This window comes from Comamonas jiangduensis (assembly GCF_030162955.1).
Lineage (GTDB): Bacteria > Pseudomonadota > Gammaproteobacteria > Burkholderiales > Burkholderiaceae_C > Comamonas > Comamonas jiangduensis.
Genome location: NZ_JARXOV010000023.1, coordinates 38561 through 59595, shown reverse-complemented (window position 1 = coordinate 59595; position 21035 = coordinate 38561). Strand labels below are relative to the sequence as shown.

The following is a 21035-nucleotide window of genomic DNA, read 5'->3' as shown; positions in this document are numbered from 1 at the left end:
TTGTGATGATTTCGTAGCACGTAGCGCACTATTTATAAGCGCTACAGCCTGTTTTCATGCATGAAATATATATGACAAGCTACGCCTTTTGCTGCACGTAACTGCCAGGCGCGGCTTCCAGTGCCTGGTATTTAGTGCCCCTGCCATAGCGCTTGGGGGCAGCAACGGGTTTACCCGCGTGACTTTGCAACCACTGCGACCAGTCGGTCCACCAGCTTCCGGGCAGCTCCTGCGCGCGTTCCAGCCACTGCGCATGTGTGGCGGGCAATACGCCGTCCTGCCGAATCCAGTGGCTGCGTTTTTTCTTGGCGGGGGGATTGATGACCCCGGCAATATGGCCCGAAGCCCCCATCACAAACCGCTTGGCGCCTGGCAGCACCTGGGTGGTGGCATACGACCCCGTGATAGGCACGATGTGGTCTTCGCGCGAACCGTAGATGTAGACCGGAATATCGATGGCCCCCAAATCCAGGGACTGCCCGCATACCGTCAATTTGCCGGGCTTCACCAAATTGTTTTCCAGGTACATATTGCGCAAATACCAGTTGTACCAGGGGCCGGGCAAATTGGTGGCGTCGCTGTTCCAATAGAGCAAGTCGAACGGCGGTGGGGTTTCGCCCTTGAGGTAATTGCCCACCACGTAGTTCCACACCAGATCATTCGGGCGCAAGAAGCTGAACGTGGAGGCCAGCTCCTGGCCTTTGAGCAAACCGCCCTGCCCCATCTGCAGTTCACGCATTTGCACAAAGGTTTCGTCGATAAAAACATCCAGAATGCCGGTATCGGTAAAGTCCACCAGCGTGGTCAGCAGCGTTGCGCTGGCCACAGGCGACTCGCCGCGTGCCGCCAGCACCGCCAAAGCCGTGGTCAGCATGGTGCCGCCGACGCAAAAGCCCAACGCGTTGATCTGATCGGCACCGCCAATTTCCTGCACCACCTGGATGGCGCGGATGACGGCGTTCTCGATGTAATCGTCCCAGGTCAGATGGCCTTGCTCCTCGCCCGGGTTGCGCCAACTCACCACAAAAGTGCGGTGCCCCTGGCTGGCGGCATAGCGCACCAGCGAGTTCTCGGGCTGCAAATCCAGGATGTAGTACTTGTTGATGCACGGCGGAATCAGCAAAAACGGCCGCTCATGCACCTTGGCTGTCAAAGGCTTGTATTCGATGAGCTGGAAAATTTCGTTTTCATAGACCACAGCCCCTTCGGTGGTGGCGACGTTTTTGCCCACCTCAAAGACGCTTTCATCGGTCATGGAGACATGGCCCTGCTCCATGTCGTGCAGCAGGTTCTGAATGCCCTTGGCCAAACTCTCACCCTTGGTTTCAATGGCTTTTTGCTGGGCTTCAGGGTTCAGCGCCAAATAGTTGCTGGGCGACATGGCGGCCACCCACTGCTCTACAGCAAAGCGAATCCGCGCACGCGTTTTCTCATCAGCCTGTACGGCATCGGCCAAGCCCGTGAGCGCTTTGGCGTTGAGCAGGTAGCTGGATGCGGTCAACGCGGCCACGGGATTGCTGAGCCACGGCGCACTCCCAAAACGCTTGTCCTGCAAGTTCGCAGTGGCCGCCAGCCCCTGGCTCCACAGCTGGCTGGCTTCCTGGACATAGGCTTGCTGCAGCTCTTGCAGCTTGGCGGCATCAAACTTCAGCGCTGCGGTGGGGCAAGTATCGGGAGAGGCTGCGGGGAAAGCCGCCAAGGCCTTGGCCCACTGCTCCGTAAAAAATTGCTGGAACTGTGGGACACCGGGGTTCCAAGAGGCCTCTGAACTCATACTTGTCTTCCTTGTGGCTGGCAAGCGCTATACGGCTTGGCCTTGTAATGGCTGATTGTTGCGTAGGCTCCGGCTTGTGGCAATCGAACGCACGTGCTGTTTCATGCAAAAACCAGGCCCATTGACTCGAATCAAGGGAATTCAAGCCCAGCGCCCCCGTATTTCGGGCACATTTCAGCCATGTATTTGATTGTGATTGCTTGGTTTTACGTCACTGTGATGATGGCGGTCGCGGAAGCGGCCAGCCCGCAAGGCAGCATTTTGGGCGCCATCATTACCTTTGCCTTGTATGGATTGCTGCCCATGGCCATCCTGATCTACATCTTGGGCACGCCCGAGCGCAAGCGCAAACTCAAGGCTCGCCGCGAAGCAGAGCAACGCGTCTACGATGAGGCGCAGGCCGCACTGCACAGCAAGGCGCCTTCACACCTTCCAGATGCAAGCGGCCATACGCCCGGTGCTACCGAGGACAGCAGCATCGCGCCGGTGCGAGAAAAACTGTGAAGCGTTGCTGACCGTGCACCACTGCGCAGACCCATCGTTGCCGTAAATATGCTGAAGGCCCAGCGCCTGCAAGCGCTGGCGGGCCAGCTGCGGCAAATTGGCCAGCCACTTGCCAGCGCTACCCGGCACGGGCACAAAACACTGTGCAGCTTGCGGCGAGCTGGCCGTGAAAGCAGAGCGCACCTCTGCACCCACTTCAAAAGCCTGCGGGCCAATGCAAGGGCCCAGCCACACCTGGGTGTCGGCTGCCAACGCAGCGCTTGCTGGCTGCTGCAGCTTGGCGGCATAAGCGTGCCACGTAGCCTCCAGCACCCCTTGGCCGCCCCTCCCTGCCAGCCCGCGCCAGCCTGCGTGCGCCGCTGCCACCACAGACCCGCTGCGGTGGGCCATCAGCACAGGCAGGCAATCGGCCACCATAATGGTGCACGCCACCCCGGATTTATCTGTCAAACAGGCATCAAACGCTTGTCCATCGTGCGACGAGTGCTCTAAATTTTGCACATCACAGCCATGCACTTGTTGCAAAAAAACCGTGTGCACCGGGCGCCGGGAAAGGCTGGCAATGACCGATGACAGCACTTGCCGGTTGGCGGCAACGTGTGCCGGGTCATCGCGTACGTGATCGCCCAAGTTCATGGAATTCCAGGGCGCAGCGCTGTACCCCCCTTCACGCGTGGTGAACAAGGCGCATACACCGGGAATACGCGGCCAGTCAGGTTGCAGCCACCGCTGCGCAAGATGCGAGGTATCAGTCACCCACGCAGCATAACCTGCGAAATGCGCCGTCCAGTCGTGGCACACTTTGCGTCTTCCATCGCTTTGCCTGATTTGCCATGCGCTTTGTGTTACCCCCTCCTGTCCAAGCCAGCGTGCCCGTGGTCGGCCACTCCGAACGCTTTCCCGTACACCGCATTTACTGCGTGGGACGCAACTACGCCGAACACGCCAAGGAAATGGGGTTTACCGGCCGCGAAGCGCCTTTTTTCTTCATGAAGCCTGCTGACGCCGTGCTGTGCGCCGACGAAGGTGCTGCGCTGTCCATGCCCTACCCCAGCCTGACCAGCAATCTGCACCATGAGATTGAGCTGGTGGTTGCGATTGGCAAAGGTGGCAAGCACATTCCCGCCGCACAAGCCATGGAGCACATCTGGGGCTATGCCGTAGGCCTGGACATGACGCGCCGCGACTTGCAAAACGACATGAAAAAGCAAGGCCGCCCCTGGTGCATTGGCAAAGCCTTTGAAGCCAGCGCGCCCATCAGCGCCATCACGCCTGCGGCTCAGGCAGGCGATGTTCAGCACGCCGAGATCTGGCTGCAAGTCAACGGCCAAGACCGCCAACGCAGCAACGTGAGCCAGTTGATCTGGAACATTGCCGAAACCATTGAGCACCTCTCACACGCCTGGGAGTTGCAGCCAGGCGACCTCATCATGACAGGCACGCCTGAGGGCGTGGGTGCAGTGCAAACCGGCGATGTGCTGGAAGGCGGTATCAGCGGCCTGGGTACGCTGCGCGTCAACATCACCGCATAAGTTACGTTGCACGCATGAGTTTTCGCCCCCCCATCAAGTTCTGCAACCAGTGCGGCGCAGCGGTCAAGCACGCAGTGCCCGACGACGGTGACACCCGCATCCGCGCCATTTGCCCGGCGTGCGGCGTGGTGCACTACCAAAACCCGCTCAACGTCGTGGGGTGCATTCCCGTGCTGGACGATGGCCGTATCTTGCTGTGCAAACGCAATATCGAGCCACGTTGGGGCAAGTGGACCTTGCCTGCTGGCTTTATGGAGTTGGACGAAACCACCTCCCAAGGTTCGGCCCGCGAAACCGACGAAGAAGCCGGCGCCGACATCGAGATGGGGCGCCTGTTTTCTGTCATCAGCGTGCCCCGTGTCGGCCAGGTACACCTGTTTTATTGCGCACGCCTGCGCAGTGAAACCCTCAACCCCGGCCACGAGACGATTGAAGCGCGCTTCTTTGAGGCCAAAGACATTCCCTGGGACGAGCTGGCCTTTCGCACCGTCAGTATTACCTTGCAGCGCTATCTAGAGGATCGCGCCAGCGGCACGGTTCAAGTCCATAACATCGATTTGGTTTAACTCGCGTCAATTTTTGGCCTGGCTCTTGCTAACAGACAGTTACACAGGCTGGGCATTTTTTGATCACCCACCAGTCCTGTCCGAGGGAGACAGACATGGCTAGCGAGAACGATATCCATATGGACACCTTCATCCCGTATATGCGGGATGTCGCCCGGTGCGAGCGCTCCTTGCACGAACTCAATCTGATGTGGCGTTTGATTGAGTCATCGGCCAAGATGCACTGCGCCGAAGAGGCGCACAGCATGCTGCCCATGATGGCCGCCACCCGCGAAGGCTTTCAGCGGCTGGAAAAAGACTTGGTGCATTCAATGGTGTCCGAATCTGTCAGCGAGGTGCTGTCAGAAATTGCCACCTGCGCGCACCATGTCATCGACATCGTGGTGCGCAACCTCTACGAACGCACCGCCGACGTCGGTTTTTTAGCCACAGACTTGACCCTGTGCAACTATGTGGCGGGCATCAGCGACCAGCCCGGCATCATTGACCGGCTGCGCGAATACCAGCGCAAATACACGGTCTACGACGAGATCATGCTGCTGGATCTGGCAGGTACCGTGATCGCGCAAATTGATGAGACCTCGCCGGTCGATGGCTCACACGACCCCTTGCTGGCGCAAACCTTGGCAAGCCACAGCTTTGTGGAAACCTTTCGCTACAGCAACTTGCGGCCACACCAATCCCAGGCACTGCTTTACACACAGCGCATGCTGCACCCGCAGACCGGCCAGCCCTGCGGTGTGCTGTGCCTGTCCTTTGATTTTTTGGGAGAGATGGCCGGCATTTTTGCTGGCAGCAGTGCAGCCGATGGCCGCTGCGTGGCCCTGCTGTTGAATGCCCACAACCAGGTGCTGGCCAGCAGTGACGCCCACTGGATTGCGCCGGGCACCACGGTGCCCACCAACCAAAATGGTGCACCCCATCTGTACACGCACTCGGGGCGCACATATTTGGTGCAAACCGTGGAAGCCAGCGCCTACCAAGGCTATCCGGGGCCTGCGGGCTGGAAAGGCCAGGTCATGATTCCGGTGGAGCAAGCATTTGGCACCAAAAGAATGCGTTGTGTCGACAGCTTGAGCCCAGAGGTTGCCCAAGGGCTGCTGGCCCACGCACAAAGCTTTTGCCCCCCGCTGTACGACATCATCCAGGCTGCTGATGCTATACGCAGAGTGGTCTGGAACGGTCAGGTCATGACGGCAGGCCAGCGCGGTGGCTCCAGCCGGTTGAAAGCAGTGCTGGAGCAAATTGGCGAGACCGGCGCGCGCACCAACCACGTCTTCACCCAGTCCATCCGCGACCTGTACGACACCGTGCTCAGCGCGGGGCTGCGCGACAGCCAGTCGCTCACGCAATTGCTGGTCGATATGCTGGATCGCAACCTGTACGAGCGCGCCAACGACTGCCGCTGGTGGGCGCTGTCGCCCGTGCTGCGCCAGCTGCTCACGCCCAGCCACGTCCAAGGCAGCGCGTACACAGCGCTGCGCGACCAGGCCACGCACGTGCTGGAGCACATCAACAGCCTCTACACCGTCTATACCCGTTTGATGGTGTATGACCGCAGTGGCCGCATTCTGTGCGCCAGCCACCCGCAACTGGCCGATGGCAGCAGTGTGCTGGAGCAACAGATTGACAGCGCTACCTTGCAAGCAGTCATGCAGCTCAGCGACAGCCAGTCCTACCATGTCAGCACATGGAGCGCGCAGCATGTCGGCGCCGAAGGGGCGACCTATGTGTATCACGCTCCCATCCGCGCAATGGATAACACTGCGAGCACCGTCGGCGGTATTGCCATCGTTTTCAACGCCATCCCTGAGCTGCAGGCCATGTTGAACAGTGCCCTGGTGGGCAAACCCAAAACCCGGGCCCTGTATGTGAATCGGCAAGGGCTGGTGCTGGCCAGCACCGACCCCGCTGCCCCCAGTGGCAGCACCATCGCCCTGCCCGCGGCCCAAATTCAGCCATTGCTGCAAGTACAAGCAGGCGCCAGCCACGCCGCCATCGCCGTACACCAGCAGCAATACTGCATTTTGGGTGCCAGTGTGTCGCGGGGCTACCGTGAGTTCAAAACCAGCGATGGTTATCACGACGATGTGCTGGCCATCTCTGTGGAAACCTTTGGCCAGGTGGAGACCAACGCCCAGACGCCTGACGCTGCCAGCCATGCAATTCATGCCACCAGCAACGGCCTGCAGGGTATGGAAATGGCCACGTTTTATGTGGGCCAGCAACTGTTTGCGCTGCATGCAGAGTCTGTGCTGGAGGCCCTGCCCGCAGCGGCCATCAGCACGGTCTCGGCAGGCCGCCTGCCTTTCTGTGTGGGCACGCTGCCACGCCACACCCAAGGCCAAGTCACTGGCTATGTCTGGGTGTTTGATCTGGCCGAATTACTGACTGGGCAACGCAGCCGTATCACGGCGCAAAGCCAGGTGGTGGTGCTGGAGCATGGTGAGCGCAAACTCGGCGCGCTGGTGGATGCGCTGCATGGTGTGCACCACTTTGCACAAGAGAGCATCATTGCCGCGCCCAGAATGGCTGGGGGCACGGAGTTGCTGGTGAACGAATTGATCCAAGCCAACCAAGGTGCTTTGCTGGTGCAATGCATCAGCCCGCAAGGCTTGCTCAATGCCCTACAGCGCAAGCCGCAGGACGCCCAGGCCACGCCCACCTGACGCACCGCCCGCTGCGTGCGGGGTGCTGAGGGCCAGGCTACTGCCTCAAGCGCTTGGCATACGCCCCAGCCAATCGCCGCTGCCCGCAGGGCGACTGCACCAAGGCGTGAAGCTTTCAACCACAAGCCGTACGGGTGTATGGCAAGGCGAAAAACTACGACGCATCAGCGGTGCGCCGTGTTACCTGCCCTAGGGGTACAAGCGCGCTACCGGTGTGTGGCGCAGCCCGCTAAAGCAAGCGGCCAGCAGTGCAAAGCCCCCTGCCAGCCACAGGGCGCGCTGCTCGGCCACACCCTCGGTGCCTGGCCACAGCACAAAAGCCCCGGCCAAACAGATGGCACCCAAGCCCTGCCCAATGTGGCGCGCAGTGCCCAGCATGCCGCTGGCAGCGCCGCTGCGGTGCACGGGCGCCGAGGTCACAATCGTGTGGTTATTGGGCGACTGGAACATGGCGAAACCTGCACCACACAAGGCCATGCGCCACGCCATGTCCCAAGCCGCAGCGCCCACAGGCAATAAGGCCAAGGCCCACAGCCCCGCAGCAAACAACGCCATGCCCATGGCCCCCAACCGCCCTGCGGGAATGCGCCCAATCTTGCGCCCTACCATGGGCGCCACCACGGCCAGGGCCAGCGGCCATGCGCTGATCAACAAACCCGCCTGGCCCGTGCTCACCCCATGGCTTTCAATCAGCAAAAACGGCATGGCCAAAAATGCCATGGTCTGCGCACTGAAGGCGCAAATGGATGCCCCCATCGACAGCCGAAAGACGGGAATGCGCAGCAAATCCAGCGGCAGCATGGGCTGCGCCTGCGGCTTTTGGCGCTGCACATACAGCCAGCCTGCCGCCACACCCAGCAGCAGCCACACGCCCGCCCACCACAGCCCTTCACCGGGCTGGTAGTGGCTGATGCGATCCAGCGCCAAGAAAACAGCGCCAAACATGACGGCGTTAAGCAACACATCCCACCATGAAAGCCCATGCGCCTGCGCAGTGCCGGCGGCCGGTTGCGGCAAAGCTTTCACGCCCAGCCTGCACACCCACAGTGCCAGCGGCAGGTGCAGACAAAACAGCCAGCGCCACTCCCCAACCGACAGCACGGCCGCCGCCAGCACGGGGCCCATCACCGTGCTCAGTGCCACCACCATGGAGTTCAGCGCCATACCCTGGCCGAGCATGCTGCGCGGGTAAATCTGGCGCACCAGTGCGCCGTTGACGCTCAGCACCCCGGCCATGCCCATGCCCTGCAAAGCGCGCGCGGCAATCAGCCACGGCAGCGAAGGGGCCAGCGCGGCCATGACGCTGGCCAGACCAAAAACCAGCATGCCCCACAGGTACACGCGCTTGTAGCCCAAGCGGTCACCCAAAGCTGCCAGCGGCAGCAGCAGCACCAGCGAGGCGATTTGGTTGGCGTTCACCACCCACAGGGTGTAGGCCGGGTCAATTTGAAACTGGCGTGCCATTTGTGGCAGGGCCAAATTCAGCATCGTGCTGTCCAGCACGCAAATCATCAATCCGCAAACAATGACCGCCATGGCCAGTTTGCGTGCCCGCCCCTGCATGCCGTCAGACAGCGCGGGGGGCGGCAAAGGCATATCCGAAACACTCATAATCAACAGCTTTGATAGCTAATTTTGATAGCTACAAACGCTTACCACATAAGCTCAAAGCCCTATTCCATCATATTAAGGCACAAAAAACCCCGCCTGACTGCGGGGTGGTGGCCGCGTCTGCCGTGCAAGCGGCACCGCAGCGCTTACAGGTTCTGGATGACCACGCGGCCAAAGCCGGAGCACGACACCTGCGTGGCGCCTTCCATCAAGCGTGCAAAGTCATAAGTCACTTTTTTGCTTTGAATGGCTTTTTCCATCGCCGCAATAATGAGGTCTGCTGCTTCCGACCAGCCCATGTGGCGCAGCATCATCTCGCCGCACAAAATCATGGAGCCGGGGTTCACATAATCCTTGCCCGCGTACTTGGGCGCAGTGCCGTGGGTGGCCTCAAACACCGCCACCGCATTGGACATGTTTGCGCCCGGTGCAATGCCAATGCCCCCTACCTGGGCCGCCACGGCATCGGAGATGTAGTCACCATTCAAGTTCATGGTGGCAATCACGCTGTATTCGGCCGGGCGCAGCAGCACCTGCTGGAAGAACGCATCGGTAATGCTGTCTTTGATGGTGATGCGCTTGCCCGTCTTGGGGTTCTTCAACTCCACCCAGGGGCCGCCATCCACCAACTCGCCTCCAAATTCGGCAATCGCCAGGTCGTAGCCCCAGTCACGGAAGCTGCCTTCCGTGTATTTCATGATGTTGCCCTTGTGCACCAGCGTCACCGAAGGCTTGTCATGGTCGATGGCGTACTGGATAGCCTGGCGCACCAGACGCTCCGTCCCCTCTTTGGACACGGGCTTGATGCCCAAGCCCGATGTTTCGGGGAAGCGAATCTTGTCAATGCCCAACTCGTCGCGCAAAAACGCGATCAGCTTCTGGGCTTTGTCAGAGCCTGCGGCAAACTCAATGCCCGCATAAATGTCTTCCGAGTTTTCGCGGAAGATCACCATATCGGTCTTCTCGGGTTCGCGCACCGGCGAAGGCACACCCTGAAAATAGCGCACCGGGCGCAGGCAGACATACAAATCCAGCGCCTGGCGCAGCGCCACGTTGAGCGAGCGAATACCACCGCCCACCGGCGTGTTCAGCGGGCCTTTGATGGAGACGGCGTAGTCACGCACGGCATCCAGCGTTTCTTGCGGCAACCACTCGTCCGGGCCATACACTTGGGTCGATTTTTGGCCCGCATACACCTCCATCCACTGGATTTGGCGCGCCTCGCCATAGGCCTTGGCCACTGCAGCGTCCACCACTTTGCGCATCACCGGGGTGACATCCACGCCCACGCCATCACCCTCAATGAAGGGAATAATCGGCTTGTTGGGCACGTTCAAGGTCATGTCTGCGTTGACGGTGATCTTTTCGCCATGCACGGGAATTTGAATGTGGGTGGTCTTGCTCATGGGTGCGTGGTCTCCTGACTCCAAAGCCGAGCCGCTGGGCGGCGGTGTTTCACAACCATTCTAGGGGAGCTTACAGCCCCTACCGGACAGATGCAGGCACCTGCATGACATTGCACAATAGCGCCATGAACTTGCTGCCCCTTCGATTTACTGCCGCTTTGGCCCTGTCCACTGGTTTCACGGGCTTTGCAGCCCATGCCCAAGAAACCGGCCAGCCCCAACTGAATTTGCCGCGCATTGAGCTGCGCGCAGGCATGTACCGCATTGACACCCAGGTCGCGGCGCGCTTTCCAGAGCGGCAGATCGGCCTGATGCACCGCAGCGCCATGCCCCAGCATGAAGGCATGCTGTTTGTGTTTGAGCAACCGGGCGTGCAGTGCTTTTGGATGAAAAACACCCTGATTCCACTGACCGCCGCATTCGTGGCTGACGACGGCACGATTGTGAATTTGGCAGATATGCAGCCGCTGGATGAGCGTTCGCACTGCTCTGCCAAGCCCGTGCGCTTTGTGCTGGAAATGAACCAAGGCTGGTTCCAGTCCAAAAATATCCAGGCGGGCGCCAAGCTCACGGGCAAGCCGTTCCAAAACCGCCCTTGAGTCACATGGCTTTCGCTGCAAAAAAGAGAGCTTCTTGCGCAACATCTACCTAGGTTTCAGATAGATTCCCATCTAAAACCAAGTAACCATAAGCGCTGACAGCTCCTTTTATTACAAGCTGCTGCACACCTGATTGCCTCCAAAAGGCTTCTACAGGTTTCGACGTACTTCGCAGAACGGGCGAACCGGCCAGCCAGCCAGCGCTGCAACAAAAAAGCCCACAGCTTGTAAAGGCTGTGGGCTTTTTTGAGCAGTCGGGCTGCTAGGTCACATTCACACCAACGATGCAATCGCTGCGTTGAAAGTCGCGCTGGGGCGCATCACAGCGTCCAGCTTGGCCAGGTCAGGCTGGTAGTAACCGCCGATGTCGGCCGCCTTGCCTTGCACGCCGTTCAATTCAGCCACGATCTTGGCTTCGTTCTCGGCCAAAGTCTTGGCCAGCGGCGCGAACTTGGCAGCCAGGGCTGCGTCTTCGGTCTGCGCAGCCAAGGCTTGGGCCCAGTACAGCGACAGGTAGAACTGCGAGCCACGGTTGTCGATCTGGCCTACCTTGCGCGAAGGCGACTTGTTGTTGTCCAGCAGCTTGCCGGTGGCTTCATCCAACGTCTTGGCCAGCAACTTGGCTTGCGCGTTGTTGTTCTTGATGCCCATGTCTTCCAGCGACACGGCCAATGCCAAGAACTCGCCCAGCGAATCCCAGCGCAGGAAGTTCTCCTCCACCAGCTGCTGCACGTGCTTGGGCGCAGAGCCGCCGGCACCGGTTTCGTACATGCCGCCGCCTGCCATCAAAGGCACGATGGACAGCATCTTGGCCGAGGTGCCCAGCTCCAGAATCGGGAACAGGTCGGTCAGGTAGTCGCGCAGAATGTTGCCGGTCACCGAGATGGTGTCCAGACCACGGGCCACACGCTCCAGGGTGAAGCGCATGGCGCGCACCTGGCTCATGATCTGGATGTCCAGACCCGTGGTGTCGTGGTCCTTCAGGTACTTCTGCACCTTCTTGATCAGCTCGGCTTCGTGCGGACGGTAGGCGTCCAGCCAGAACACGGCAGGCATGCCGGAGTTGCGGGCACGGGTCACGGCCAGCTTCACCCAGTCACGGATCGGCGCGTCCTTGACCTGGCACATACGCCAGATGTCGCCAGCTTCCACGTTTTGGCTCAGCAGCACTTCACCGGTGGCGATGTCTACGATGTTGGCCACACCGGCTTCAGAGATTTCAAAGGTTTTGTCGTGCGAGCCGTACTCTTCCGCCTTTTGCGCCATCAAGCCCACGTTGGGCACGGTGCCCATGGTGCGGGGGTCGAAGTTGCCGTGCCACTTGCAGAAATTGATCATTTCTTGGTAGATACGGGCAAAGGTGGACTCAGGCATCACGGCCTTGCAGTCGTAAGTCTTGCCGTCAGCGCCCCACATCTTGCCGCCTTGGCGAATCATGGCGGGCATGGATGCGTCCACGATGATGTCGTTGGGCGAGTGGAAATTGGTGATGCCCTTGGCAGAGTCCACCATGGCCAACTCAGGACGGTTGGCGTGGCAAGCGTGCAGATCACGAATGATCTCTTCGCGCTGCGAAGCAGGCAGCGTCTCGATCTTTTCGTAGAGCGTAGCCATGCCGTTGTTGACGTTGATACCCAACTCATCAAACAGCTTGCCGTGCTTCTCGAACGCTTCCTTGTAGTAGATCTTCACGCAGTGACCGAACACGATGGGGTGCGAGACCTTCATCATGGTGGCCTTGACGTGCAGCGAGAACAAGATGCCTGCTTCCTTGCAGTCATTCAATTCACGCTCATAGAAGTCGCACAGCGCCTTCTTGCTCATGAACATGGAGTCGATGATCTCGCCGTCCTTGAGCGCGACCTTCTCCTTCAGAACAATCGACTTGCCCGAAGTAGTTTCCAGCACCATCTTCACGTCACGGGCCTTGTCCAGCGTCATGGACTTTTCGCCGTGGTAGAAGTCGCCTTCGTGCATGTGCGAGACATGCGTTTGCGACCACTGCTTCCACTCACCCATGGAGTGGGGGTTCTTCTTGGCGAAGTTCTTCACCGCAGCAGGCGCACGGCGGTCGGAGTTACCTTCGCGCAGCACGGGGTTCACCGACGAGCCGATGCACTTGGAGTAGCGCGCCAAGATGGCCTTTTCTTCGTCTGTCTTGGGGTCTTCGGGGTAATCGGGCAGTGCGTAGCCCTTGCCCTGCAGCTCCTTGATGGCTGCGATCAACTGCGCCACAGAAGCGGAAATGTTAGGCAGCTTGATGATGTTGGCCTCGGGCGTCAGGGTCAACTTACCCAGCTCGGCAAGTGTGTTCGGAACGCGCTGCGCTTCAGGCAGCATATCGCTGAACTCACCCAGGATACGGGCAGCCACAGAGATGTCGCTGGTTTCGACATTCACACCCGCAGTGGATGCGAAAGCTTGCACCACTGGCAGGAAAGCGCTGGTGGCCAGACGGGGAGCTTCATCCGTCAGGGTATAGATGATGGTGGATTGCTGAGTTGTCATCTCTTGCTTTTGGCTCGATGGTTTACTGGGATATGGATAGGCACAAGACCTGGTCCCGACTCGGTTGCCCGCTGCCGTATCTGTTTTGCTTGGTGCCCGGAGCAACAGCGCAAAATTTCGTATCCGTGAAGCGAACTCCCACAATACAAAATTCTAACCGTTGATGCACCCTTTTTGCCAAGTCTTCTACAAGAGTTAATCAAAAACTCTTCTATAAGACTTGCTGAATGCAAGCTGTTTTTGAGACTTGCAGCCCACAATCTAACAGCGCCACAAAAGAAAAGCCCGCGGGCTTTCACCAGCGGGCTTGACCGGCATCATGACCGGCGATGACAGTTAACTGTCAGTCAGTGCATTAAGCGGCAAAGTTGGCTTCAGCGAACTTCCAGTTCACCAGCTTGTCGAAGAAAGTTTCCACAAACTTGGGACGTGCGTTGCGGTAGTCGATGTAGTAAGCGTGTTCCCACACGTCCACCGTGAGCAGCGCCTTGTCGCCGGTGGTCAAAGGTGTGCCCGCAGCGCCCATGTTGACGATGTCTACCGAGCCATCAGCCTTCTTCACCAACCATGTCCAGCCAGAGCCGAAGTTGCCCACTGCCGAAGCCACAAAGGCTTTCTTGAACTCAGCGTACGAGCCCCATTTCTTGTTGATGGCATCCGCCAGTGCGCCTGTAGGCTCTGCACCGCCATTGGGCGTCATGCAGTTCCAGAAGAAGGTGTGGTTCCAGATCTGGGCTGCTTGGTTGTAGATGCCGCCCGAAGACTTCTTGATGACGTCTTCCAGTTCCATGTTTTCAAACTCGGTGCCCACTTGCAACTCATTGAGCTTGACCACATAAGCGTTGTGGTGCTTGCCGTGGTGGTACTCCAGCGTTTCTTGGCTGTAATGGGGAGCCAGGGCGTCGATGGCGTAAGGCAATGGGGGCAGAGTGCGTTCCATGTTCAATCCTCGTGGTGTAAATAGTTAGAGAGGGTGCACCGCAGCAGCGGTCAGCCAGATGCTGCGTGCAATCCAAGCGTTTAGTTTGACTTGGCGCAAACCATGCACTGTGTCAGCCATTGTAGGAACATCACAGGCGAATTGCAGCTAAAACCTCAAGGCTTTTGCTATAAAAGCCAAAGCGCTTGACTATGACTCAGTATGACGGTGATTACAAAAGCTTTGGTTGCGTCACGCTCACATCCAAACTGCCATCGGCCAACACCGCTTTCAACGGTGTGCCTACGGGTGCCTGCTTGGCGCTGGTGATGACCTGCCCGCTCTGCGTGGTCAGTACACTGTAGCCACGCTCTAACACCCGCTGCGGATTGAGCAATTCAACACGCACTTGCAACTGCTGCAAACCTTGGCCATGCTGCTGCAGTCTGCGTTGCGTTTTTTTAACCAAATCAGCCTCTAGCGCTTGATAAGCCTGCGTCTGCCGCTGCATTTTCATGAGCAATCCATGCCGCGCACGCTGCTGGGTTTGCGACAGATGCAGCCGCTGCTGCGCCATTTGCTGGCTGGGCCGCCCCAGCCGGTGAGCCGCAGCATCCAGACGCTGCGCCTGACGGTCCACCTGGCGCAGCAACGCATCTTGAATGCGCGCCTGCATCGCATCCAACCCATCCAGCCATGCTTGGCGCGGCTGGGCCACCAACTCCGCCGCAGCCGTGGGCGTGGGCGCACGCAGATCCGCGCAAAAGTCCGCTATGGTGAAATCGGTCTCGTGCCCTACGCCGCTGATCAACGGCACCGGGCTTTGCACAATGGCGCGCGCCACCCGTTCATCGTTGAAAGCCCACAGGTCTTCCATGGAGCCACCGCCACGCACCAGCAAAATCACATCAATCACTGGCACGCCAGGCGCGCCTTTACGCGCTGCCACGTCATACAGCTGCTGCAGCGCCTGGGCAATCGATGCAGGGGCATCGCCCCCTTGCACCAGTGAAGGGGCAATCAACACCGGAATGTGGGGGACGCGGCGGCGCAGCGCCGTCACCACATCGTGCAACGCCGCAGCGCCCAGCGATGTGACCACGCCAATGCCACGCGGCATCACCGGTAAAGGGCGTTTACGCGCAGCATCAAACAGCCCTTCGCTCTCCAGTTGGGCCTTCACACGCAAAAACTGCTCAAAGAGTGCACCTTGCCCCGCGCGCTGCAGGCTCTCCACAATCAGCTGCAAATCGCCACGCTGCTCATACACCCCCAGCTTGCCACGCACCTCGACCAGCTCACCATCGCGCGGCGTGAAATCCATCGCCACAGCGGCACGGCGAAACATGGCACAGCGCAACTGCCCGCCCGCATCCTTGATGCTGAAATAGCAATGCCCACTGCCTGCGCGAGAAAAGCCCGTGATCTCGCCGCGCACCGTCACAGGGTTAAAACGCGCCTCCAGACTGTCAGCAATAGCGCGGCACAAAGCGCCTACATCCCACACACGGGGTTTGCCAAGCGAAGGAAGGGGATCAAAGAAAGACATCAGGACTGCATCCACTCAAACAAGTGCAGAAAACAACAGCGCACCTGCACGGCCAGCGCGTAAGCTTTGATGCTTACCAATTGCAGGCCAATCAAGCAACACAAGCCTAGCAGCGCGCTGGTGCTGCGCGATAATGCATGGCTGCAGACTCACAACACAAGCACGGGAGAAACAAAGTTGCTGTCGATCATACAGGCCGCTGGCTGGCCCATCTGGCCCCTTATTGCATGCTCCATCTTCGCACTGGCACTGATTTTTGAGCGCTTTATCTCGTTGAAAACCGCCCGTGTTGCACCTCCCAAATTGCTCGACGAAGCCATCACCGTCTCCAAAGAGCGGCTGCCCTCCAACGACGTAATCCAGCAACTGGCGCAAAACAGTGCCTTGGGTGAAGTGCTGGCCAGTGGCATGCAGCAGCTCAGCGCCTACCCCAAGAGCAGCGAAGAAGACCTGCGCGCACGCATGGAGGCGGAGGGCCGCTCGGTGGCACACCGCCTGGAAAAATATCTGGGCGCACTGGCCACCATCGCCTCGGCCGCACCACTGCTGGGGCTGCTCGGCACCGTGATCGGCATGATTGAAATTTTTGGCTCACAAGCCAACGCAGGCGCAATAGGCACCGGCAACCCCGGCCAGCTCGCCCACGGCATTTCGATTGCGCTGTACAACACCGCCTTTGGCTTGATCGTGGCCATTCCTGCACTGATCTTCTGGAAGTACTTCCGCGCCCGCGTGGATGCTTATTTGCTGCAGTTGGAGCTGGCCAGCGAACAGTTTGTGCGCCACCTCAACCGCCTGCGCATCAAATAACGAAGCGAAGCGCACCATGGCTATGAATTTTCGCCCCCGCCGCGCTGAAGAGCCAGAGATCAATCTGATTCCCTTCATTGACGTGCTCTTGGTGATCCTCATCTTCTTGATGCTGAGCACCACCTACAGCAAATTCACAGAACTGCAACTGACCTTGCCCACCGCAGACGCGGAGCAAATGCGCGATCGCCCCAAGGAAGTGATTGTCTCCATCGCGGCCGATGGGCGTTACGCGGTGGACAAAAACGCGCTCGAAGACCGCTCGGTCGATGCCATTGCCAGCGCCCTGGCTGGCGCCGCCCCAGCGGGTGCCAACAGCATTGTCATCATCAGCGCCGATGCGGCAGCCCCGCACCAGGCCGTGGTGTCCGCCATGGAAGCTGCGCGACGTGCAGGTTTGACGCAAATTACCTTTGCCACCCAGTCGGCCGCTTCTGCCGGCAAAAAATAAGGCTGCACCAATGAGTGCCCCCGCCCACCAGGGCACAGGCTCTGAGCGCTTGCGCCATATCTGGCGCAGCCGCAATCTGGCCGCCCGCGCTTTGTGGCCACTAGCGGCCGTGTATGGCGCACTGTCTGGGTTGCAGCGCAAGCTGTATGTATGGGGCTGGAAAAAAGCTGCGCACCCGGGCATTCCCACCATCGTGGTGGGCAATGTGATTGCAGGCGGCGCAGGCAAAACCCCCGTGACGCTGGCCACCGTGGCGCATTTACAGTCACGGGGCTTCACGCCCGGCATCATCTCGCGCGGCTATGGCCGCAGCACCAATGACTGCCGCGAGGCGACGTCCGAATCCCTGCCGCAAGAGGTGGGCGATGAGCCCTTGCTCATGGCCCGCGCCAGCGGCGTGCCAGTTTTTGTGGCGCGCCAGCGCATCGATGCCGCTCGCGCCTTGCTGGCCGCCTATCCAGCCACCAATGTGCTGGTTTGCGACGACGGGCTGCAGCACCACGCACTGGCACGCGACATAGAGATTTGCGTCTTCAACAACGAAGGCATTGGCAATGGCTGGCTGCTGCCTGCTGGCCCGCTGCGCGAAGCGTGGCCACGCCCGGTCACTGCTGCACTGTATTCCGCAGCGCGGCCGCCTTCAGGCACACCGGCCAGCATCCCGTGTTTTCATGTGCAGCGCCAATTGGCGCCCTATGCCATCACACGCAGCGGCCAGCGCGTGCCTTTGCAGAACTTGCAAAGCCAGCCACTGCACGCTTTGGCAGCCATTGCCCGCCCCGAAGATTTTTTTGCCATGCTGCGCGCCCAGTCTCTGGCATTGGCCAGCACCGAAGCCCTGCCAGATCACTACAATTTTGAAAGCTGGAAGCGCCCGTCTGGTGAGCGCATGCAAGTGATTTGCACCGAAAAAGATGCCGCCAAGCTCTGGCAGCAATGCCCTGACGCCTTGGCGGTGCCTTTGCACCTTCACGTGGATCAAGGCTATTTTGATCTGCTAGATAAGCATCCGTGCCTATCATCCCCCTCTTAATACAGAACACCACTGGTACACCGCTATGGACTCCAAACTGCTTGAACTCTTGGTCTGCCCCGTCACCAAAGGCCCTTTGCGCTTTGACAAAGAGCGCCAGGAGCTGATCTCGCAAAGCGCCCGCTTGGCCTACCCCGTGCGCGACGGCATGCCCATCTTGCTGGAAAACGAAGCCCGCCCCCTGGAAGACAGCGAACTGGAAGGCTAAACACCGTGGGCTTTACCGTTCTCATCCCCGCGCGACTGGCCTCCAGCCGTCTGCCCAACAAACCGCTGGCAGACATTGCAGGCTTGCCCATGGTGGTGCGTGTAGCACTGCAAGCACGCCAAAGTGCTGCCGACCGTGTGGTGGTGGCCGCCGACGATGCCTCTATCGTGCAAGCGTGTACCACCCATGGGGTCAAAGCGCTGCTGACCCGTGCTGACCACCCCAGCGGCAGCGACCGTTTGGCCGAAGCCTGCGCCCAATTGGGCCTGCATGGCGACGACCTGGTGGTCAACGTGCAAGGGGATGAGCCGCTGATAGACCCCGCCTTGATTGACGCCGTGGCACAGGTGCTTGCCTGCGCACCCAGTGCCAGCATGGGCACCGCCGCCCACCGCATTGCCACCCTGGCTGACTATCTGAACCCCAATGTGGTCAAAGTCGTGTGCAACGCCCAGGGCCTGGCGCACTACTTCAGCCGCGCCCCTATTCCCTTCAACCGCGACCATGCCGACACGCAATGGTGGAGCGAAAACAGCGACCACGCGCCGCTGCGCCATGTGGGTATATACGCGTACAAAGCGGGGTTTTTGCGCAGCTTTCCACAACTCACGCCTGCGCCCACGGAGCAGCTGGAATCACTGGAACAATTGCGCGCCCTGTGGCACGGCCATCAAATCGCCGTGCACATTACACGAAAGCCACCCGGCACAGGCGTAGACACGCCAGAAGATTTGGAACGTGTACGCACGCTCTTGCGCCACGCTTAAGCCAAAACATTTCAGGAATTTCTGAAAAATGAATGAAAAATAAGAGCAGTTAGCGCTTGAATTTCCAAGAGATGCCATGCATTCCAATGGCAAACTCAACACAGACATGCGCCAAATGCTCCTATTTTCAGAAATTACACAGCAATGTCTTCTACAAGACATATCTGTCAATTATCAACACAGTATGCTTTGTGTATAGCGAATAAGCACTCTGAGCACCGCCTGTCAAGTCACTGGCATCGCCCCCGAGAAACGACGCAGACGCGAAGTACTGGCAACTTTGTAAGTCAAAAATAAGGGCGTGCATGCTATCCTTGAACAGATATCAAGCGGTAGCCGCCTGCTTTTTTGCTGCATCAAAACGCCCCGCTTCGCCAAGAATTTCTATATATCGAGGATCTCCATGAAACTGATTTTGTTGGGCGCTCCCGGCGCCGGCAAAGGCACACAAGCTGCTTTTATTTGCCAGAAGTTCGGCATTCCCCAAATCTCCACGGGTGACATGCTGCGCGCCGCCGTGAAGGCTGGCACACCTTTGGGCCTGCAAGCCAAGGCCGTGATGGAAGCTGGACAGCTGGTGAGCGACGACCTAATCATCAACTTGGTCAAAGAACGCATCGCCCAAGCCGATTGCGCCAACGGTTTCTTGTTCGATGGCTTCCCCCGCACCATCCCACAGGCCGACGCCATGAAGGCTGCGGGCGTGGATCTGGACTACGTGCTGGAAATCGACGTTCCTTTTGACGCCATCATCGAGCGCATGAGCGGTCGCCGCTCGCACCCTGCATCGGGTCGCACCTACCACGTCAAGTTCAACCCACCGAAGGTGGAAGGCAAGGACGACGTGACCGGCGAAGACCTGGTACAGCGTGACGATGACAAGGAAGAGACTGTCAAAAAGCGTCTGGATGTGTACAGCAACCAAACGCGTCCTTTGGTGGACTACTACCAAGCTTGGGCCAAGCAAGACCCAGCCAAGGCTCCCCAGTACCGAGCCATCAGCGGCATGGGCTCTGTCGAAGAAATCACGGCGCGCGCTTTCCAAGCCTTGGGCGCCTGATCTTTTTACACACTCCATAAAAAAGCTGCCCTAGAGGCAGCTTTTTTATGTGCATTGCAGCCACGCAGCGCCACACGCATTCCACACGCAAAGCGTGTGCACTAGTTTTGCAGCAGCGCCAGCATCAGACTGATGCGTGCCTTGACAGGACCAAGCGGCGTCACCGCCGCGTCCTGCTCGCCATCGGCCAGCACAATCTGCCCCTGCTCGCAGCGCGTAGTCCGCCACACCATCACGCCTTGGGCCGTGGCACGCTGCAGTGCTTGCTGCAAGGCTTGGTGAATAGACCCATTGCCCGTGCCTGCCACCACGAGGCCCTGCACGCCCGCCACCACCAACGCATCTACCGCAGCAGGCCGCGCTGCCGCGGTACTGGTCACCAACTCCACCCACGGCCAATGCTGGGCATCGCGCTCCCACACTGCCGATGCCATTTCAGGCAATACCACGGCTGCAGATGCACGCTGCAGCCAACGCACACGCCCCTCCTCGACCCAAGCTACAGGCCCCTGTGCTCCAGAGGAGAAGGCATGTACGCGGTACGGATGCACCTTGCGCAGCCATTGCGCGCCATGCACCTCGCCCGCCGCAGTCACCCACACGCCGGCCACGCCATCAGCGGCACAAATCACTGCATCCCGCAAATTGGCAGGGCCGTCGACCGACAAAGCCGTGGCGGGGCGCATCGCACATGTCATGACCACAGGTTTCACCGGCCGCAGCACGCACTGCAAGAACCAAGCCGTCTCTTCCAATGTATCGGTGCCATGGGTAATCACTACACCTTCCACATCAGCTTGATCCAGCCATTTGCTGCACGCCTGCGCCAGCTGCTGCCAAGTCGTGATATCCATGTCTTTGCTGTCGAGTTGCGCAACCTGTTCAGCCTCGAATACGAAATGCTCTGGCAGGCAGTGGTCAACAATCGGCTGCAACAACTGTGCAACATCAATCTGCCCTGGCTGGTAGCCAACACCACCTCCATGGGCGCTGCCCTGGCCCGCAATTGTCCCCCCCATCCCCAAGATCACAATTTTTCTTGTTGTAGACACTTGCACACCTCACGAAA

The 21035-nt window shown here is 59.3% G+C and carries 19 protein-coding genes; 11 read left to right on the top strand and 8 right to left on the bottom strand.

From position 1 onward, the window contains the following. Nucleotides 1-79: 79 nt before the first annotated feature. A complete protein-coding gene (locus QEP12_RS15805) occupies nt 80-1774 on the bottom strand; it encodes a PHA/PHB synthase family protein (protein ID WP_284214836.1) in 1695 nt (564 codons plus the stop codon). 180 nt (nt 1775-1954) lie between these two features. Here QEP12_RS15805 and QEP12_RS15800 point away from each other — a divergent pair, with 180 nt between their 5' ends. Further along, nucleotides 1955-2278, top strand: a complete 324-nt coding sequence (locus QEP12_RS15800; RefSeq protein WP_174863501.1) for a hypothetical protein — start codon at nt 1955-1957, stop codon at nt 2276-2278. Here QEP12_RS15800 and pgeF read toward each other — a convergent pair. Next, nucleotides 2198-3034 carry a peptidoglycan editing factor PgeF gene (gene pgeF, locus QEP12_RS15795; RefSeq protein ID WP_174863500.1) on the bottom strand — a complete coding sequence of 279 codons (837 nt, stop codon included), beginning with the start codon at nt 3032-3034 and terminating at the stop codon, nt 2198-2200. The two genes, QEP12_RS15800 and pgeF, sit on opposite strands and share 81 nt — an antisense overlap. A 77-nt stretch (nt 3035-3111) precedes the next feature. Here pgeF and QEP12_RS15790 point away from each other — a divergent pair, with 77 nt between their 5' ends. The 3 genes from QEP12_RS15790 (at nt 3112) to QEP12_RS15780 (ending at nt 7045) form a co-directional block, all read left to right on the top strand. Next, entirely contained in the window at nt 3112-3810 is a 699-nt protein-coding gene (locus QEP12_RS15790) for a fumarylacetoacetate hydrolase family protein (RefSeq protein ID WP_174863499.1), read from the top strand. A gap of 14 nt (nt 3811-3824) precedes the next feature. Next, nucleotides 3825-4376 (top strand): NUDIX hydrolase, encoded by a 552-nt coding sequence (locus QEP12_RS15785; RefSeq protein ID WP_174863498.1) that lies wholly within the window; start codon nt 3825-3827, stop codon nt 4374-4376. A gap of 95 nt (nt 4377-4471) precedes the next feature. Further along, entirely contained in the window at nt 4472-7045 is a 2574-nt protein-coding gene (locus tag QEP12_RS15780) for a chemotaxis protein CheW (RefSeq protein WP_174863497.1), read from the top strand. Between the two features lie 189 nt (nt 7046-7234). On the opposite strand, the gene QEP12_RS15775 is transcribed toward QEP12_RS15780, so the two are convergent. Together QEP12_RS15775 and icd are read right to left on the bottom strand one after the other, a co-directional pair. Further along, nucleotides 7235-8656 carry an MFS transporter gene (locus QEP12_RS15775; RefSeq protein WP_284214835.1) on the bottom strand — a complete coding sequence of 474 codons (1422 nt, stop codon included), beginning with the start codon at nt 8654-8656 and terminating at the stop codon, nt 7235-7237. Between the two features lie 146 nt (nt 8657-8802). Continuing rightward, nucleotides 8803-10062 carry an NADP-dependent isocitrate dehydrogenase gene (gene icd, locus QEP12_RS15770; protein ID WP_219164658.1) on the bottom strand — a complete coding sequence of 420 codons (1260 nt, stop codon included), beginning with the start codon at nt 10060-10062 and terminating at the stop codon, nt 8803-8805. A gap of 125 nt (nt 10063-10187) precedes the next feature. Between icd and QEP12_RS15765 the strand changes: the two genes are divergently transcribed. Then, nucleotides 10188-10661, top strand: coding sequence for a DUF192 domain-containing protein (locus tag QEP12_RS15765; RefSeq protein ID WP_431308105.1), 474 nt, complete (start codon nt 10188-10190; stop codon nt 10659-10661). 273 nt (nt 10662-10934) lie between these two features. Here the strand turns inward: QEP12_RS15765 and QEP12_RS15760 are convergent, their stop codons facing one another. From QEP12_RS15760 to xseA, 3 genes are all read right to left on the bottom strand, one after another. Continuing rightward, on the bottom strand, nt 10935-13169 hold the full coding sequence (locus QEP12_RS15760) for an NADP-dependent isocitrate dehydrogenase (RefSeq protein ID WP_284214834.1): 2235 nt from the start codon (nt 13167-13169) through the stop codon (nt 10935-10937). Nucleotides 13170-13524: 355 nt separating this feature from the next. Then, nucleotides 13525-14109 carry a superoxide dismutase gene (locus tag QEP12_RS15755; protein ID WP_174862768.1) on the bottom strand — a complete coding sequence of 195 codons (585 nt, stop codon included), beginning with the start codon at nt 14107-14109 and terminating at the stop codon, nt 13525-13527. A 211-nt stretch (nt 14110-14320) separates the two neighbouring features. Next, complete coding sequence (xseA, locus tag QEP12_RS15750; protein WP_431308104.1) at nt 14321-15640, bottom strand: exodeoxyribonuclease VII large subunit; 1320 nt, start codon at nt 15638-15640, stop codon at nt 14321-14323. A gap of 174 nt (nt 15641-15814) precedes the next feature. Here xseA and QEP12_RS15745 point away from each other — a divergent pair, with 174 nt between their 5' ends. From QEP12_RS15745 to adk, 6 genes are all read left to right on the top strand, one after another. Then, entirely contained in the window at nt 15815-16447 is a 633-nt protein-coding gene (locus QEP12_RS15745) for a MotA/TolQ/ExbB proton channel family protein (protein WP_284214833.1), read from the top strand. Nucleotides 16448-16469: 22 nt separating this feature from the next. Continuing rightward, entirely contained in the window at nt 16470-16898 is a 429-nt protein-coding gene (locus tag QEP12_RS15740) for an ExbD/TolR family protein (RefSeq protein ID WP_174862781.1), read from the top strand. A 10-nt stretch (nt 16899-16908) separates the two neighbouring features. Further along, a complete protein-coding gene (lpxK, locus tag QEP12_RS15735; RefSeq protein WP_284214832.1) occupies nt 16909-17931 on the top strand; it encodes a tetraacyldisaccharide 4'-kinase in 1023 nt (340 codons plus the stop codon). 25 nt (nt 17932-17956) lie between these two features. Then, nucleotides 17957-18139: a Trm112 family protein gene (locus QEP12_RS15730; RefSeq protein ID WP_174862771.1), complete on the top strand. Its 183-nt coding sequence runs from the start codon at nt 17957-17959 to the stop codon at nt 18137-18139. Between the two features lie 5 nt (nt 18140-18144). After that, complete coding sequence (gene kdsB / locus QEP12_RS15725) at nt 18145-18906, top strand: 3-deoxy-manno-octulosonate cytidylyltransferase (protein WP_174862772.1); 762 nt, start codon at nt 18145-18147, stop codon at nt 18904-18906. A gap of 403 nt (nt 18907-19309) precedes the next feature. Further along, nucleotides 19310-19966: an adenylate kinase gene (adk, locus tag QEP12_RS15720; RefSeq protein ID WP_174862773.1), complete on the top strand. Its 657-nt coding sequence runs from the start codon at nt 19310-19312 to the stop codon at nt 19964-19966. Nucleotides 19967-20067: 101 nt separating this feature from the next. Here the strand turns inward: adk and QEP12_RS15715 are convergent, their stop codons facing one another. Continuing rightward, nucleotides 20068-21018: an asparaginase gene (locus tag QEP12_RS15715; protein WP_284214831.1), complete on the bottom strand. Its 951-nt coding sequence runs from the start codon at nt 21016-21018 to the stop codon at nt 20068-20070. Nucleotides 21019-21035: the final 17 nt, after the last annotated feature.